The sequence below is a fragment of the Flavobacterium sp. YO64 genome, from assembly GCF_004119505.1.
In the GTDB taxonomy this organism is placed as follows: Bacteria; Bacteroidota; Bacteroidia; order Flavobacteriales; family Flavobacteriaceae; genus Flavobacterium; species Flavobacterium oncorhynchi.
On sequence record NZ_NRQV01000004.1, the window covers coordinates 196577 to 214308 of the forward strand.

Consider the following 17732-nt stretch of genomic DNA (forward strand, 5'->3'; position numbering starts at 1 on the left):
GGATAACTCCGGCATCTTACAAGACATCATATTGCAAACTGTTGTTTTCATTTTTTTGTTATTTTGATGAGGCAAAGTTGCAAACTATTTTTGAATCAACCAAACAAAAACAGAAATAATTTCTATTACCCTATCAATCTAGTATGTTATGTTAAATTTACGCTTAAAAAAACAAAAAAATCAAAACTTTGATTTGCAAATCAAAATGGTTTTATACCTTTGCACGCGAATACAGAGGAAAAATTTGAACTGATTGCAACCTCTTCATAATGAAACGGTTCGTTATGGATGCTGAAACAAATATTTCAGTAGTAAAAAATGCTAAAGCAGAAACTCTTCTTTAGCCCTTTTTAGCAATTATTTTTCTCGCTTAATTTTAAATTTAATACATTATTATGGCTTATTTATTTACGTCAGAATCTGTTAGTGAAGGGCATCCAGACAAAGTTGCAGATCAAATTTCGGATGCATTAATTGATAACTTTTTGGCATTTGATGCTGACTCAAAAGTAGCTTGTGAAACTCTTGTTACTACAGGTCAGGTAATTTTAGCTGGTGAAGTAAAATCGAATACTTATCTTGATGTACAGCAAATTGCACGCGACGTAATCCGTAAAATTGGATATACTAAAAGCGAGTACATGTTTGAAGCAAATTCTTGTGGAATTCTTTCTGCAATTCATGAGCAGTCTGCAGACATTAATCAAGGTGTTGACAGAGCTAAGCCTGAAGAGCAAGGTGCTGGTGACCAAGGAATGATGTTTGGTTACGCTACAAACGAAACTGAAAACTTCATGCCATTGGCGCTTGATTTATCGCATAAATTATTACAAGAATTAGCAATCTTAAGACGCGAAAATAACGAAATCACTTATTTACGTCCAGATGCTAAATCTCAAGTAACTTTAGAATACAGCGACGATAACAAACCAACTCGTATTGATGCGATTGTTATCTCGACTCAACATGATGATTTTGACGAAGAAGCTGCAATGCTTGCTAAAATCAAAAAAGATATTGTTGAAATTTTAATTCCAAGAATCATTGCTAAAAATCCAGCTCACGCACATTTATTCAATGATAAAATCAACTACCATATTAACCCAACAGGAAAATTCGTTATTGGAGGTCCTCACGGAGATACTGGTTTAACTGGAAGAAAAATTATCGTTGATACTTACGGTGGAAAAGGTGCTCACGGTGGTGGTGCATTCTCTGGAAAAGATCCAAGTAAAGTAGATAGAAGTGCTGCTTACGCAACTCGTCATATCGCTAAAAACTTAGTTGCTGCTGGTGTTGCTGATGAAATCTTAGTACAAGTTTCTTACGCAATTGGAGTTGCTGAACCAATGGGTATTTTCATTGAAACTTACGGAACTTCTAAAGTAAACTTAACTAACGGTGAAATCGCTAAAAAAGTAGAAGCTATCTTTGATATGCGTCCTTACTTTATCGAGCAAAGATTAAAATTAAGAAATCCTATTTACAGTGAAACTGCTGCTTACGGACACATGGGACGTAAACCAGAAACGGTTACTAAAACTTTCTCTGCTCCTGGAGGAAACACAAAAACAGTTACTGTTGATTTGTTTACATGGGAAAAACTTGACTTTGTTGACCAAGTAAAAGCTGCATTTGGATTGTAATTTTAGACTACTTAGACTAACTTAGATTGTTAGAATTTTAGACAACTACTTTATTCTTAAACATAAAAAATCCCGATTTCTAAAATTAGAAATCGGGATTTTTATTTTAATACAATCTCAACTTTTATCTTTCTAATTGCACATTTGGTAACGTTTTAGGACGATTGGCATCATTTGATAAAATCCAACCTGTACGATACATCCATTCTGTCATTTTGCGCAGTTTTACGTAATCAATGTTTTCTGACTCATCCATTGGAGTGTGATATTGACTGTGCAGCACACTTGTAAAGAAAACTGCAGGAATTCCTCTTTTCGCATAAGGCAAATGATCTGAACGGAAATAAAAATACTCTGGATGTTCTGGTCTGTCCCAAAGTTTATCTAAATCAAATTTTGGTCCTTCGTCATTTGCTTTTTTTGCAATAGCTACCAAATCAGATGAATTTTCATGAGGAGAACTAGAACCAAGCAATGCTGCCTGATTTACATTGTTTCTTCCAATCATATCACCGTTTAAAACCGCAATAATATCTTTTTCGGGAACAGTAGGATGTGCTGCATACCATCTCGATCCTAGCAATCCGCGCTCTTCAGAACCATGAAATACAAACAAAGCTGTTCTTTTTCCTGGCTGCTTTTTATAGGCTCTTGCAATTGCCAGCATTGCTACACAAGTACTTGCATTATCATCTGCTCCATTATAAATAGAATCTTGACCGTATTTTTGACGTACTCCGTCATGATCTTGATGGCCGCTGAAAAGTACATATTCATTTTTCAATTTAGGATCTGTTCCAGCAATTGTACCCACAACATTTACTGAAGGATATTTATAGGTTTCAGAAACTACTTCAGTAGACAAAATATCTTTTGTCGTTTTTAAATATTCTAATTGATCTCCGTGTACCCAAAAAACTGGCATTGTTGCACCTATTTTGTCACGGAAACCTTCAATTCCGTAAATTCCTCTTGTCATTTGTGGTTCAACTTGAGACCAGCTTTGTTCTGCTAATTCGTCAGCAACCATAATAAGCGCTACGGCACCTTTTTTTACAACAAGATCATAATATTTATTTCGCACTAAACCTGGATACCTTCTGTCGAAAAGCGAAATATCATCAGCAATTCCTTCTTTTGAAGCCAGTAAAACAACTGCTTTTCCTTTAATGTCGGCTTTTTCTATTTCTTCTTTTGTTGCTGCACCTAAATATAGTAAAGAACCCTCAACTTTTACATTAGTTGTTTCTGCAACCAGAACGTCTTTCCATAATTTATATTCTTTCTTGCCTATTTTAAATTTTGTATTTGGCGTAACCTGATGTCTGTACAAATCAAAAAACTGAAAATAAGTTCCATCGTCTCCAGCTGGAGCCATTCCGGCTTCTTTGGCTTTATTGGCAAGCCACATCGATACTTTTAACTCATCAAGTGTTCCGGCTTCACGACCATTAAAATGATCTCCAGCCATTTGATACATATCGGTTCTAAGATCTTTATCTGTTATTGCCGAAACTAACGGTTTTTTAATTGCCTGTGCAAAAGTCAGTGCGCCAGAGGCAAGTAAAACAAGGAGCATTTTGTTTTTCATACATTTTAATTTAGTATCCCAAATTTAAGCATTTCGAGGCAATTTTTTTGATTTTTTAAGCCAAAAACAGCAAATAACAACGATTAATAAACAAAAATGGCTGTCAATAAAGACAGCCATTTTTGTTTTCTCAACTATTTATTTTAATACGTTCCGTTTTGCATTTTACTTAATGTCTCTTTAATTTCTGCAGCAGTTTCTGCTTCAACCTGAGCATTCAAATATTTCACAGCCAATTTTTGCGTTTCAATTGCTTTTTGTTTCTGACCATCTTTATAATATAGTTGCGCCAAAGTGTCTAAATAGTAGGGATTGTTTTTGGTTACAATCAAACTATATTCTGACCAATTGATTGCTGATTTAATATAGTCAGCATTCTCAGGCTTTAAAACAACTGCCCACGCTGCCGAGTTGCAAAGGTTTGAATTATATTCTTTGAATGAATTCCATCCGTTATACGAATAATCAGAATTATAATCGATTGTTGCAAATAAATCGTCTAATCGCTGAATTGCATTTCCTTTTTCTGTCGACAAATAAGTGTCAAAATAAGCGCTGAATTCTTTTAAAAGAACAGTATCATTACCATTCTTTTCTGCCTCTTGACTTAGATAGTTTAAATAATTTTTGTAGCAGTCGAAACCGCCTTTTCCTGCTGCAATTAACTTTTTGTATACGGCAATAGCTTTATCTTGACTTGTCTTCCCTTCAGTTTCATCTTGTGCCGCATAAGTGTCTTGCTGTAAAGCAAATGAAATTTCGGCGCTTAGGTTTCCTATTTTCACTCCGTCAGCCGATTCGACTGTACTGTTGTCAACCTCTTTGTTTATTTTTTCAATAGCATCATAGTGTTTTATCAAATAATCTATTGCTAAGAAATCAGTGTCGTTAAGGATCTTTTCTTCCTTAAAAAGCTGTTTAGTAAATCCTTGATCTTTGATTTCTTTTAAAATCGCTTCTACTAAAAGCATATTTGGTTTGGTGTCTTTTTGATGTGTTTCAATAAGTTTTTTCCAAATCTTTTCGATTCCTTTTTTATCTTGGACTGCTTTAGTTACTACAAAATCTGTTGAATTAGGATCTGTTACATCATTACTATCATAATCGTATGAAATTTCTAAAGCTGAAACTTTATTAAAAGCGTTTATCAAATCTGCATCTGTTGCTTTTTTATTTTTTATTGCTTTATCAAAAACTAAAAAAGCATCTGCACGTTTTAACTGACGGTAAAAATCACTGTAATAGCCAAATTGATATTCCTTGCCTGCTAAATCTGATTTTGCTTGTGCTAATACTTCTCCCTCACCATTCAAAACTATTATAGCAGGATCATTTACAATTTTATTGTTTTTCAGCCATTTTTTATCTTCGGCTCCTGCCAAATAAAAATTGTACACATCATATTGAGGATTGTATTCGGTATACATATTATATCCAATCTGTGTTTCCTGACCTTTTATAAAGAAATCAAAATCAGTTTTTGCAGAATCTTTGCCATTCACTACAACTACTAAAAATTTATCTTTGACTTGTTTGGTTGCAGCAAGTGCATTTTTTAGATTATTTTCTATCTTTAACTTAAACTCTACTTGGCTTACCGCTGCAATACTATCAAGGGAAAAAGGTGCTGCAACGCTGTCTACTGCAGCTGATGCTGATAAAGCTTCTTCTTTTCCTGGATAAGTCCAGTTTGAAACAGTTTTACTTTCGAGTGGAATAACTTTTTGAGATTTCTCTGGCTGAGCATTTTTTTCATTAAAAAATGTCAATGGATTTTTTCCTCCTTTTTCAGAAATTTTTAATCCGTTTGTGCTTTTATCAAAAAAACCAGACAGCCTTAAATCACCTAAAACTGGTAATTCATACTTGATTGTTATTTCTGAAACTTCTTTTGGTAAAGCATATTTATAAACACTAGAATTTCCTTCATATCCTTCGTACACTAAATACAAAAAATCGGCTTTATCAATTTCAAACTCTAAATCGGCTTTGATCCAATTAGGATCCATTTTAGTTTTAATATCTATCAAACTTTGATATTCAACTAAATCTGATCCCTTTTGAGTTCCGATATAAAAAGGATAATAGGCAGGATCTATAAATTTTACTTTGATCTTTTTTGCTTTATTATTGTTTACAAAAGAAAGATCAAAAATGTTTTTGTCTTTTCCATTTTGTATAAAAAGTAATGAATCTCCCTTGATTTCATAATCGCCAGAATATAGAATCAACTCATATTTATTATTATCTAATAAATTAAGTTTGATTTTTTGACCTTTATCTGTAGACAGATATGATCCTTTTTCAATTGTTTTTGTCTGGGAGAATGCAGACATTCCGATAAACAAGAGCATTAAACTCCAAATAAGATTGCGCATGACTAAAATTTTGTGGTTAATTTTGTTGCGCAAAGGTATCTCTTTCTTGTCTGAATCGGAACACTTAAATCTAAAATAATGTAACTAAAATACTATAAATTGTATTTCATTGAGAATATGATATATCGCGGCTGAACGGTATATTGAGAAACCCTTGTAGAGAACTGCGAGAAGCTGTCGTCGTTAAGATATTTTGTATTTAATAAGTTTGTTGCAGAAACTTTGTACTCCCATTTACTGTTCTTTTTTTGATAAATTAAACTAGCGCTTAAAAAATCATATTCGTTATCTACGGTTTTATTTCCATTATAATAATGGTAGAATTCATATTCTGAAACAAACGAAAAACTTTTTAAAAAGTAATAATCTAGTCGAGCAAAAGGTTTGTCTGTATAATAAGTAGAACCGCTGTATTTATTGATTAAGGCATTATAACCAAATTCAATATTGGGAAAGTTTTTATAATTTGTCGATGCTTTTACGGTATAACTCTGAACAAAACTTTCGGTCGCTGCCAATTTATCATTTTGAATATTGTTGAATTTCGACCAGTTTAAACTTGCACTTGCTGACGCTTTATAATTTTTCAAAAATGAACGTCCGTAAGTTCCCATTCCGCTAAAAGTTTCATCGGCTAAATTTGAATTGTATGGCGACGATGATTGATTAATTCCTTCAAAATTGGCTTTGGTTTTTATGGCATCAACTTTTTTTGTGTAGGATGCATTGGCAAAAATATTCTCAAAATTAAACATGTTGTATTTAAAGTAGCGAAGCGAATGCACTTGAGAAGTCGCATTTTCCAGAAATCTATTACCACGGAATAAACTGCTGTAATCAGACAAAACATAACCCGCAGCCAACTGATTAATATCTGTAAAATCATTGGTTAAAGAGAAATTATAGGTCAGTGTTTCTGATTTTTTGATTTGATATAAGGCGAAGAAATCAGGCAGTACTTTTACGAAATTTTGCGAATAGTTTGTACCTAACTGCGTATTTGTCATTTGGTATGAATGTACGCTTACTCCAGGAGTCAAAATAAATTTTCCTGTTAGAATTTTATAATGGAAACCTAGAAAGACATCATTAAAATTATAATTCACATCATTATTATTGGCCGTATCATTCAAATCATTTTTATCTCCGTTATCTAACATCTGAAAAATATGAGAATTAAAATCCTGATACGAATAGGTATTTCCTAAAGTAATATTGATGTTACTTTTTGGTGTTACCATATAATAATAATCCAATTTAGCATCTAGTTTATTAGTTTTTACAAATCGGTTTTGATTTAAATCATTTCTTTTTTGACCCGAAACATAACCTGACAAATCAAATGGCTGCGTGCGCAAATTGGCGTTGTAAAACGGGTTTTCATCTTGATATAAATGCTGCATTTCAAAAGCAAATATATTCTTGGCGCTTTGTGTATAATACAAACTCAAATTTTGATTTATTGAGGTTGGATCTTGTTTTTTACCTGTCAAAATAGTTTCAACTGTTGAGGCATTATTTACAATTGATTCGCGCAACAAATCAGTATCTTCATTTTGTTTTGACAATTTGGTTAAAATATCATAATCAAACTGAAATTTATCATTTGGTTTATAAGTTGAACTTAATTTAAAAAGCCCCAAATTATTCTTTTGATGCGTTAATTCATCTCTTTTCTGCTGATCTCCAGAATCAAGAATTGTAGTCTGTGATTTGGTTTCAAGATCTGTTTTTGAAGTTGATAGAATTCCAAAACCACTAATATTCCATGTTTTTGAGACGGAATAAGCGAAGTTTGTTGCTCCAAATTTGGTTTCAATTTCTTTGGCGCGATTATTTCTTAAAATAGAAATTCCTAAATCATTTGAAGAAACATTAAAAGAACTTCCTCCCTTTTTCATCATATTTTTAAAACCGCCGGTAAACTTAAAATAATCCTGTGCGGTAAGGGGCAGCTCTCCAATATTATTAAAATTGGTGATTAAATTAATGCTGTATTTTGGACTGTAATAAAACAATTTTGGGTTAATAATATATCGGCTGTCTAGTTCTGCAACTCCAATTCCTGCGGTAACATCTCCAAACCAAAAGTTTTTCTTACCTTCCTTTAGTTTGATATTCATTGCAACATTATCTTGATCGTTTTCTAAGCCTTTTAAAGCACTTACTTCGTTATAATTTCTAAGAACCTGCACTTTATCAATGGCATCTGCGGGAATATTTTTAACGCCTAATTTGGTATCACCATCAAAAAAGTCTTTACCTTCAACCATCAATTTACTCACTTTTTTTCCTTCAACTTCAATTTCTCCATCGGCATTTACTTCAACTCCCGGCAGTTTTTTCAAAACGTCTTCGAGTTTCTTTTCTGTACCCGATTTAAACGAATCGGCATTATAAACAATGGTGTCTCCTTTTATAGAAACGGGCATTTCACGCACAATTTCAACTCCTTCCAATTCAATTCCTGCTCCGTCTAAAACAATATTCTGGCTGATATTTTCAGTTTTGGCCAAAACGGCAATTTCCTTAGATTTCATTCCAAGATAACTTACTTTGATTGTATAAGAGGTATTCGATTTTAAAGTAAGCTGAAACTTCCCTTTATCATTCGTAATTCCATAAGAATCCATTGCTTTTGTCCCGTTGTTAACCGCCATAATATTGGCCATTTCCAACGGATTTTTTTGTTCGTCCTGAATAATTCCATCAAAACGAACACTCTGAGAAAAGGATATAGAAGTAAAAAATAAGGCGAATAAAAAAAGAGTCTTGTTCATCAAGAAAATAATTAGGATAATATTTCAGAGTTAGCGTTTTATCGCCTGATCATTATTGTATTTCCTCCACCCGGACCACCTTCGCGTCCGCGATTCATTTCTCTAAATTCTTCCATTTTTTTAATCACTGTTGCGTCGTACTCTTTTTGGGAAATAACTTTTCCTTTTTTTGAGGGTTTTATCTCGACTTTATCTTTAGAGTTCAAAACTATTTTGGAACATAAAATGGTAGTTTTACCATCATTTACTTCTAGAATCAAACCTGGAAGTCCCCAATAATTTTCTGGTCCTTGATTAACTGGAATTTCTGGTGTATACCAAGCAGTAACTACGATTTGTTTAGGAATTTCAAAATTATCTTCGAAATTTGTTTTAGTTTCTCCTGACGTCTTTTTTACCTCATCCTTTTTATCATCATTATTTTTAGGTCTGAAATTTCTAAAATCAGTTTTACTGGCTTCTTTAATTGCAGTTGCTTTAAAACAATTGTAACCTCCAATTTGTTTGGTTTCCTGCTCTAATTTCCATTCTAATTTTGGAAGTGAATCTACAACTAGAAATTCTTTTCCCATAAATTCCTTATCAACTGTATACGATTTTGTTTTAACATCTTTATAAAAAGTGCCGCCGCCGCCCATAAACGAATTCATCATAACTCGCATTCCGCCGCCTTGCTGTCCGGGAGTTTCCAGTTTTTCTTCTTCTTTATAAATGGATGCCGATTTGTCAAAATTTAAAATAAATGTTTTCTCGAGCATTTTTTTCAGACGCTCTTCCATACTTTTTTGCATCTCTGGCGTAATATCGCGATTTCCGGTTCTCACACCTTCAAATTTAGGCGCTTGAGTTTTAGATTCATAAACCGCTAATCCTTGAAAATCTTTTTGTGCTTGTACTTGACTAAAAACAAGAATCAAAAGCAAGTAAAATCCTTTTTTCATTTCTTTCTTTTTGTAATTCGGTAAGCTTTTCAAAACTTACACTCAAATGTATTATTAATTTTAAAATACTGAAAATTAAATATATTAATCTTAAAATGTCATCGACAAAATTAAGTTTTTGTAAGACTATTAGAATTTAGAAAGGTTTAAACTCTAAAATGACTAAAACTCTAATTTTAAGAGATTCTTTTACACAGTTTTTGTACTTTGGCATTTCGAAACCAAATCTTTTATGAGCAAAATATATCGTCATATTTTTTTACTGCTGTTTATTTCGTGCTCGTTTTCGACTTTTTGGGGACAAAGCCCAAAAATAAAACCTGATGTTGTTTCTAAATTTGTGGCTGATGTTGATGACTTTATTGGCTTTGATTCTTTTGGGTACGGTTACGATATAAAGAACAATGTTTTTAGAAAAGTAAAAGGCAGTGAAATCTTTGAATATAAAAATGTGTCTTTGGGAAACATCACCAAAGTTGACATTCAAAATCCGCTTAAAATTGTATTATACTATGAAGACTTTAATAGCGTTGTTTTATTAGACAATCAATTAAATAAAATGACCGAAATTAATTTTTCTCAAAATTCAATTCCAATAATAGCTGGTGCAATAGGAATGTCTACCCAAAATCAGCTTTGGATTTTCAATACTTTAAATCAGCAGATAGGTCTTTTTGATTATTTGAAAAATGAATACAAAACAGTTTCAATTCCGCTGACTGAAAGCATAAAGTATTACCAAACTGATTTTAATACTTTTTACTGGATTGATAAAAAAAACAATTGGTTTTCGTGTGATATTTTCGGAAAAATTTCAAGTTTAGGAAATGTGCCAGACTTTGATAAAATTGAAATAATAAGCCCTAAACAATACATTTACAGCAAAGCTAATTTGTTGTTTTTTAAAGACATTAGCAAAGCAAATACAGGTCAAGATTTTGAAATTGAAATTTTAGAAAAAACGTTTAACAAATTCTATTACAAAGACCAAATTTTATCTATTTTTACAGCTAAAGAAATTGCAAATTATAAAATCGTAACACCGTAATGCACATAGCAATAGCAGGAAATATAGGCGCAGGAAAAACTACTTTGACTAAATTATTAGCAAAGCACTTTAAATGGGAACCCCATTATGAAGATGTTGTTGATAATCCATATTTAGATGATTTTTACCATCAAATGGAACGTTGGTCGTTTAATTTACAAATATATTTCTTGAACAGTCGTTTCCGTCAGGTACAGCAAATTAGAGAAAGCGGAAAAAAAATCATTCAAGACAGAACGATTTATGAGGATGCTTACATTTTTGCTCCCAATTTATATTCGATGGGATTAATGACAAGTCGTGATTTTGAAAACTATACGTCTTTGTTTGAATTAATGGAATCTTTGGTAAAAGCACCAGATTTATTAATTTATTTAAGAAGTTCTATTCCTAATTTAGTTGGACAGATTCACAAACGCGGACGCGAATACGAAAACTCAATTTCTATTGATTATTTAAGCCGTTTGAACGAAAGATATGAAGCGTGGATTCAGACTTATACTAAAGGAAAATTATTAATTATCGATGTTGACAATATCAATTTCGTTGATAATCCAGAAGATTTAGGAAACATTATCAATAGAATTGACGCTGAATTAAACGGATTGTTTTAGAACACGAATTACACAGATTTACACGAAATAAAAAATGCCTCTAATAATTTTAGAGGCATTTTTGTTTTTAAGAAACTTTATCAAAGTTGTTAATACACTTTATTTTGCAGCATCAATTTTTGCCTGAACTTCTTCTTCTGTTCCTTCATAAACTTCTGTGGTTGTTTTACCATTTTCGGTTTTAGTTACAGTTCCTTTCGTTTTTCCGTTTACGTTTGTAATTTCAACTCGAACAGATTTTTTCTCATATTTACTAGTATCAAAACAATCTGTTTTTTGATACTTTCCTTTTTGATCAAAATGAGCCAAACATTTTGCAGTTTCTTCTTCAGAACATCCTTTTTCTTTGCACATTGCAATACATTCTTCTTTTGTCATTCCAGACATATCACCGCATTTAGAATTTGCTCCAGCATGCATTTCTGTTTTAGCACAGCAAGAACCTTTTCCTGCCATTCCAGCATCAGCATGTCCCGCTCCTAAAATTGGTGCAATTACCAAACCAATTAAACAAGTTAACTTAATCAGGATGTTCATTGACGGTCCAGATGTATCTTTAAACGGATCTCCAACTGTATCTCCAGTTACCGCTGCTTTGTGAGCATCAGAACCCTTATAAGTCATTTCGCCGTTAATCATAACTCCAGCTTCAAAAGATTTTTTAGCATTATCCCAAGCTCCTCCGGCATTGTTTTGAAAAACAGCCCAAAGAACTCCTGATACAGTAACTCCTGCCATATATCCTCCTAACATTTCAGCTATTAACTGATTATTGTCTGCGTAAACAAGTTTTCCTAAAAGTACAATTGCGATTGGAAAACCTATTGTCAAAATTCCCGGCAGCATCATTTCGCGTAAAGCTGCTTTTGTAGAAATCTCAACACATTTTCCGTATTCAGGTTTTCCAGTTCCTTCCATAATTCCTGGAATTTCTTTAAACTGACGACGCACTTCGTATACCATATCCATAGCTGCTTTTCCAACAGAATTCATCGCTAATGCTGAGAAAACTACAGGAATCATTCCGCCGACAAATAACATGGCTAAAACTGGCGCTTTAAAAATATTAATTCCGTCAATTCCTGTAAAAGTAACATAGGCTGCAAATAAAGCTAATGAAGTTAATGCTGCGGAAGCAATCGCAAAACCTTTTCCTGTTGCTGCAGTTGTATTACCTACAGAATCTAAAATATCTGTTCTTGTACGTACTTCTTTAGGCAATTCGCTCATTTCTGCAATTCCTCCAGCGTTGTCTGAAATTGGTCCAAAAGCATCAATTGCTAATTGCATTGCTGTTGTTGCCATCATTGCCGAAGCCGCTAAAGCAACACCATAAAATCCTGCTAAAGCATATGAAATCCAAATTGCTCCACCAAATAAAAGTACTGTTGGAAAAGTAGAAATCATTCCAGTTGCCAAACCAGCAATTACATTTGTTCCTGCTCCTGTTGAAGATTTTTGAACAATTGCCAAAACTGGTTTTGTTCCTAATCCTGTATAATATTCTGTTACGGATGAAATAGCTCCTCCCACAACTAATCCCACTAAAGTAGCATAGAAAACACGCATTGAAGATATTTGCTGCGCTCCCTCTCCGAAAAATTCCATTGTCATTACTTCTGGAAGCATATGTTGTACTAAAAAGAAACAAGCAACAGCTGTTAAAGCAATAGAAATCCAGTTTCCTATATTCAATGCTTTTTGCACTTGAGCTTCTTTAGCATTATCATCTGAAATTTTTACAAGCATTGTTCCAATAATCGAAAATAAAATTCCGAAACCAGCAATTGCCATTGGAAGTAAAATTGGTCCAATTCCGCCAAAAGCATCATTGATACTTCCACCCATATCTTTTATTACATAATTACCAAGAACCATTGCAGCTAAAACGGTTGCTACATAAGATCCAAACAAATCAGCTCCCATACCCGCAACGTCTCCAACATTATCTCCAACATTATCTGCAATTGTAGCAGGATTACGAGGATCATCTTCTGGAATTCCGGCTTCAACTTTACCCACTAAATCAGCTCCAACATCCGCTGCTTTAGTATAAATTCCACCTCCAACTCTCGCAAATAAAGCGATCGATTCAGCACCAAGTGAAAATCCAGCTAAAGTCTCTAAAACAACAGTCATTGTCTCAGTATCTTTCCAAACTCCATCAGAAAAAAGATTAAAGAATAATATAAAGAAAGTTGTTAAACCTAAAACCGCTAAACCTGCAACTCCCAACCCCATAACAGTTCCGCCTCCAAAAGAAACTTTTAATGCTTGCGGCAAACTTGTACGAGCAGCCTGCGTAGTTCTAACGTTTGTTTTAGTCGCTATTTTCATTCCAATATTTCCAGCATAAGCAGAAAATAATGCTCCAAAAATAAATGCAATTACGATTAATAAATGAGTTTGTACTCCTGGAATAAAAGTAATTCCCGCCAAAGCAATACTGGCAATAATTACAAAAATGGTTAATAATTTATATTCAGCTTTTAAAAAGGCTAATGCTCCTTCATAAATATAATCTGAAATCTCTTTCATCTTACCGTCGCCCGCATCTTGTTTTAAAACCCAAGCCCTTTTTATTCCCATGAAAAGTAATCCTAAAATTGCCATAACAATTGGCAGGTAAATCATAAATGAATTCATAATATAGTAATGGTTTTTGGTTAATAGTCAACAATCTAACTAAAACGAATTTAAACAAAAAAGCAATACTCCTGACGGTAGTATTGCTTTTTTTATATTAGAAAAGGGTTAAAATTATTTAATGCTAAATAATCCCTCTGGTTTATTTTCAATATCATCGAAACGTTTTGTACACTCAGCAATAATTGCATAAGCTTCGTTTACATCTCCCCAACCTTCAACATCTACTTTTTTGTTTTCAAGATCTTTATACACTTGGAAGAAATGCTCGATTTCTTTTACTAAGTGGGGATTAATATCTGAAAGATCTGTTAAAGAATTCCAGATTGGATCTGAAACTGGTACACAGATAATTTTTTCGTCTGGTCCTTTATCGTCTGCCATGTGGAAAACACCAATTGGTTTTACTTCCATAACACATCCAGGAAAAGTTGGTTCGTTTACCAAAACCAATACATCAAGAGGGTCACCGTCAAGAGCTAAAGTTTCAGGAATAAATCCGTAATCAGCAGGGTACATCATTGAAGAGAATAACATTCTGTCGAAACGCATTCTTTTGATTTCAAAATCGTACTCATATTTATTTCTGCTTCCTCTTGGTATTTCGATTAATACATCGAAAGTTGTTAGTTTGTCTGCGGTCATTTTCGTTTTTTATTGTTTCTATAAATTCGGTTGCAAAAGTAACTAAAGAATCCTTTTTTCACAATAAAAAACTACATTAATCTGCCTAGTTTTGTTTTAAAAAACAGGCAGTTAATAGGTAATCTTACGATTTCGTTTATTTAAGTAATAATGCCACAGTAAATATGTTGCATATGACCTGTACGGACTCCATTGCTGCGCGTGAATTTCCATTTCTTGTTTGTCATGAATATCAAGTAATTCTTTAATAGTATTAACTACTGCAATGTCACCAAGCGGTATTAAATCGGGCTCTTGCAAACAAAACATTAAATAAATATCAATAGTCCAATTTCCAATTCCTTTTAGTTTAATAAGTTCTTCTCTAACTTCCTTTGCCGATTTTACAGCTAAACTTTCTATATCTAAATCTTTATTTAAAACGGCTTCTGCTAAAATTTTAATGTATTTGGTTTTCTGACGGCTCACGCCAAGATTCCGAAATTCTTCATCTGATAAAACCGACATCGTTTCTGGATTACACGTTGTATAGGCTTTAATTTTTAAGAATGTAGCTTTCGCCGAATCTATCGAAACTTGCTGCTCAAGAATAAGCAATACCAATGTCTCAAAACCTTGCGGACGTTTTGGAATTGGCGGCAATCCATATTTTTCAATAATTTGATGAAATATTGGATTTTTAGCAGATAGAAAATCAATGGCTTCTTGCATAAAATGGTTTTAAGTCCATTTCAAAATTAAGCAAAAAAGAATCTTGCAAAGGCGCAGAGACGCAAAGTTTTAGTTCACGCAGATTTAAGAAAAAAAAAGCCGCAAAGAATTTAAACCTTTGCGACTTTGTAACTTTGATGCTTTGCACCTTAATATTATTTAGAAATAGAATCCGAAAGATCCTTTTACTGCAAATTTATTAGCATCTGGAGTGTTTAAATAACTTCCTCTCCAAGAGAAATCGATTCTAAATACTTTGAAAATATTACCAATTCCTGCATTATATTCCCAATACACATTTTCTGGCGCATTATAAGGCTGACCCGAGGCATTTATGGCACGATTCGCATCTGAAATGGTTCCATGAACTGCTTTTATACCAACAAATTCTCTCCAATTTAGTTTTCTCATAAAAGGAACTCTGGCAAATAACCTTCCTCCAAAATCATGATTCCATTGCAAAGTAGTATATTGATCGGTAATGAACTCATAGAAATTCAAGTTACTAAACGTATTTTCAATTGTGAAATAAGTCTGGTTTCCAGGAATTACACTCATTAATCCCAACGGAATTGTACCCCATGTTTTTCCAGTTTCAAGAATAATATTTGATCTTCCTAATGGCCCAATAATAATAGGCTGTTTATAAAATAATTGAATTTTTTCGTAAGCAAAATCACTGTCAAAAACGCCTTTAATACCATAACTAAAGTTAACAAAGAAATGACTAAAAGGACTGTCAACTAAACTGCGCTCAACTCCGTATCCAATTGTTTTACGATTTGGCATATATTCAAACTGAATATTTGCTTCTGACTGTTTTACCATACTTTCGACCACACCTGCAGGATTTGCTGCACTTGGTAATGTCGTGTAATAATCTAAACTAAAAGTCTTTGAAGCTGATTCTAATGTTCGATAAGAAAAACCTGCTTGAACAATAAAATTCTTTTTAGGCTCCATTTCAAAGGAAACATTACTCAGATTAATATTGGTTAATTTTCCGTTGCTTCCTGTCGTAAATAATGCTGATGACGCAAAACTTCGTCCTAAAATATCATTTGTTGTGGTTAAACTGGCTCCAATTTGTTCAATATCGCGCCTGTTTCCTCCAGAAATAATGATTCTATTTTTTTTGTCGATCATCCATTTTCCTGAAACACCATATTTAAATTTATTATCGTCAAAACCGTAAGCTGTATAAGCCTGCAGACGCCAAGGGTCATTTGGTCCAAAATAAGTTCTTCCTCCGGCTCTTATTCGTATACCTTCGACTTCATTATAGCCAAACGTAGAAAAAATAGGCCCAAAATCGAAATTTTTAAATTCAACATAACCACTTCCTAAAATCGAGACGAGACTATACAACTGCTTAAATCGTTTGACGGTTTGCAGTGTATCAAGCATTTTATAAATACCTGCTTCATCTTTATTTAGTTTCTCAAATCGATTTTCTTCCCAAAATTCAGGCGGCCGTTCATAAACAGCATTGTCTATAAAGTTAACTTCTTCCTTGTAAAATTTCTCTGGTTTCTGAATATTGAATTTATGGTTTCGATATAAAGTGGTTCGTTTTCCGTAAACTCCTTTTGATTTTTCTTTTTTGTTTAAAGCAAAATCAGACATCATATAATCACGAGTTAAAAGAAAAACAGAATCGTTTTCTACTTCAAACTCCTGCTCAATATAAATATCTTTTACCCAGTTAATATTGGCGCTTTTAGTAACACCCATATTAATTTTCTTGATTGCAAAAGTAGAATCGTTTACCCAAAAATCTCCTTTAAAAGTTAATTCGTTTTTACGTCTTGGATAAAAAACAATATTATAACACCATTTTTTGTCTATATAAGCGCTGTCTTTTAAGACATAATTATATACATCAATTCCAGTTCTTGAAAGCGGACTCGTAAAACTTTTATCAAAAAACTTAAGGTGATTATCGTAAATATTATAATCCGAATAAAGATCTTTTACAAATGATAAAATCTGCTGATTACCATTAAAACCAGACATTTTATTTCCGGTAAGATTTTCTTTTACTTTCTTTATTTTATTATCGCCGTAAACGTCATAAACTGATTCGTTGATAAAAATTGGCAGATACGTTTTTCCTGTAACATCTGATGTATCAATATGATTAAAAACAAACTCCATTCCTTTAAAGAGTTTATTTTTCATAAAAGCACTATCGATTGTGTTCATGTCGAACTCAACTTTCTCGTACTTCTGCATCTGATATTGATTGAACTGGTAAAGTCCGTTTTTACGTTTTCTTTCCCATATTTTTCGAAGAATGTCTAATGCAGGATTATTCTTTTTAGATGTTTTTCCGGTATAGATTACAACTTCGTTAAGCACTTCGGCTTCACTCAAAACAATTTTAAAATCGTAATTTACCGCTTTTTCCAAAGGCACTTCACGATCCGAAAATCCTGCAGAAGAAACTAATAAAGCGGTATACGTATTTGGAGATTCCAAATAAAAACGTCCGTCTTCATTAGAGACTATTCCTGTATTTGATCCTTTAAAAACAACATTTGCAAACGGAACCGGCTGATTAGATTTATCTAAAACAATTCCACTCACTTTTGTCTGCGCAGCAGCAATATTTACAAAAGCAAATACAAAAAACAAGCTGAGTAAAATTATTCTTTTCATAATCTGGCAAAAAAAGCTTCATCAATAAAAAAGCTTCATCAATAAATATGACTGATGAAGCTTTATGTGTA

General features: G+C 33.0%; 11 protein-coding genes. 3 read left to right on the top strand and 8 right to left on the bottom strand.

The window, feature by feature from the left end; genetic code table 11:
* Positions 1 to 395 precede the first annotated feature (395 nt).
* Positions 396 to 1646, top strand: coding sequence for a methionine adenosyltransferase (metK, locus tag BOW57_RS04585; RefSeq protein ID WP_089052574.1), 1251 nt, complete (start codon positions 396 to 398; stop codon positions 1644 to 1646).
* Positions 1647 to 1770: 124 nt separating this feature from the next.
* On the opposite strand, the gene BOW57_RS04590 is transcribed toward metK, so the two are convergent.
* From BOW57_RS04590 to BOW57_RS04605, 4 genes are all read right to left on the bottom strand, one after another.
* Positions 1771 to 3237 carry a M28 family metallopeptidase gene (locus BOW57_RS04590; RefSeq protein WP_129053197.1) on the bottom strand — a complete coding sequence of 489 codons (1467 nt, stop codon included), beginning with the start codon at positions 3235 to 3237 and terminating at the stop codon, positions 1771 to 1773.
* 143 nt (positions 3238 to 3380) lie between these two features.
* Positions 3381 to 5615: a hypothetical protein gene (locus BOW57_RS04595; protein ID WP_129053198.1), complete on the bottom strand. Its 2235-nt coding sequence runs from the start codon at positions 5613 to 5615 to the stop codon at positions 3381 to 3383.
* Positions 5616 to 5707: 92 nt separating this feature from the next.
* Positions 5708 to 8395, bottom strand: a complete 2688-nt coding sequence (locus BOW57_RS04600; RefSeq protein ID WP_129053199.1) for a carboxypeptidase-like regulatory domain-containing protein — start codon at positions 8393 to 8395, stop codon at positions 5708 to 5710.
* Between the two features lie 38 nt (positions 8396 to 8433).
* Positions 8434 to 9336: a GLPGLI family protein gene (locus BOW57_RS04605; RefSeq protein WP_129053200.1), complete on the bottom strand. Its 903-nt coding sequence runs from the start codon at positions 9334 to 9336 to the stop codon at positions 8434 to 8436.
* Between the two features lie 232 nt (positions 9337 to 9568).
* Between BOW57_RS04605 and BOW57_RS04610 the strand changes: the two genes are divergently transcribed.
* Together BOW57_RS04610 and BOW57_RS04615 are read left to right on the top strand one after the other, a co-directional pair.
* Positions 9569 to 10384 carry a hypothetical protein gene (locus BOW57_RS04610; RefSeq protein ID WP_129053201.1) on the top strand — a complete coding sequence of 272 codons (816 nt, stop codon included), beginning with the start codon at positions 9569 to 9571 and terminating at the stop codon, positions 10382 to 10384.
* Positions 10384 to 10998, top strand: a complete 615-nt coding sequence (locus BOW57_RS04615; RefSeq protein ID WP_089052568.1) for a deoxynucleoside kinase — start codon at positions 10384 to 10386, stop codon at positions 10996 to 10998. The genes BOW57_RS04610 and BOW57_RS04615 overlap by 1 nt, the downstream gene beginning before the upstream one ends.
* 99 nt (positions 10999 to 11097) lie before the next feature.
* Here the strand turns inward: BOW57_RS04615 and BOW57_RS04620 are convergent, their stop codons facing one another.
* The 4 genes from BOW57_RS04620 to BOW57_RS04635 form a co-directional block, all read right to left on the bottom strand.
* Entirely contained in the window at positions 11098 to 13644 is a 2547-nt protein-coding gene (locus BOW57_RS04620) for a sodium-translocating pyrophosphatase (protein WP_129053202.1), read from the bottom strand.
* Between the two features lie 114 nt (positions 13645 to 13758).
* Positions 13759 to 14289: an inorganic diphosphatase gene (locus tag BOW57_RS04625; protein ID WP_089052566.1), complete on the bottom strand. Its 531-nt coding sequence runs from the start codon at positions 14287 to 14289 to the stop codon at positions 13759 to 13761.
* Positions 14290 to 14400: 111 nt separating this feature from the next.
* Complete coding sequence (locus BOW57_RS04630; RefSeq protein ID WP_129053203.1) at positions 14401 to 15000, bottom strand: DNA-3-methyladenine glycosylase; 600 nt, start codon at positions 14998 to 15000, stop codon at positions 14401 to 14403.
* A gap of 159 nt (positions 15001 to 15159) precedes the next feature.
* Positions 15160 to 17661, bottom strand: coding sequence for a DUF5686 and carboxypeptidase-like regulatory domain-containing protein (locus tag BOW57_RS04635; RefSeq protein WP_129053204.1), 2502 nt, complete (start codon positions 17659 to 17661; stop codon positions 15160 to 15162).
* Positions 17662 to 17732 lie beyond the last annotated feature (71 nt).

Excerpts from the sequence above, each read along its gene's own strand:
- BOW57_RS04595 (WP_129053198.1), bottom strand. The coding sequence starts at position 5,615 with ATGCGCAATCTTATTTGGAGTTTAATGCTCTTGTTTATCGGAATGTCT.
- BOW57_RS04605 (WP_129053200.1), bottom strand. The coding sequence starts at position 9,336 with ATGAAAAAAGGATTTTACTTGCTTTTGATTCTTGTTTTTAGTCAAGTA.
- BOW57_RS04590 (WP_129053197.1), bottom strand. The coding sequence starts at position 3,237 with ATGAAAAACAAAATGCTCCTTGTTTTACTTGCCTCTGGCGCACTGACT.
- BOW57_RS04625 (WP_089052566.1), bottom strand. The coding sequence starts at position 14,289 with ATGACCGCAGACAAACTAACAACTTTCGATGTATTAATCGAAATACCA.
- BOW57_RS04615 (WP_089052568.1), top strand. The coding sequence starts at position 10,384 with ATGCACATAGCAATAGCAGGAAATATAGGCGCAGGAAAAACTACTTTG.
- BOW57_RS04610 (WP_129053201.1), top strand. The coding sequence starts at position 9,569 with ATGAGCAAAATATATCGTCATATTTTTTTACTGCTGTTTATTTCGTGC.
- BOW57_RS04600 (WP_129053199.1), bottom strand. The coding sequence starts at position 8,395 with ATGAACAAGACTCTTTTTTTATTCGCCTTATTTTTTACTTCTATATCC.
- metK (WP_089052574.1), top strand. The coding sequence starts at position 396 with ATGGCTTATTTATTTACGTCAGAATCTGTTAGTGAAGGGCATCCAGAC.
- BOW57_RS04635 (WP_129053204.1), bottom strand. The coding sequence starts at position 17,661 with ATGAAAAGAATAATTTTACTCAGCTTGTTTTTTGTATTTGCTTTTGTA.
- BOW57_RS04620 (WP_129053202.1), bottom strand. The coding sequence starts at position 13,644 with ATGAATTCATTTATGATTTACCTGCCAATTGTTATGGCAATTTTAGGA.
- BOW57_RS04630 (WP_129053203.1), bottom strand. The coding sequence starts at position 15,000 with ATGCAAGAAGCCATTGATTTTCTATCTGCTAAAAATCCAATATTTCAT.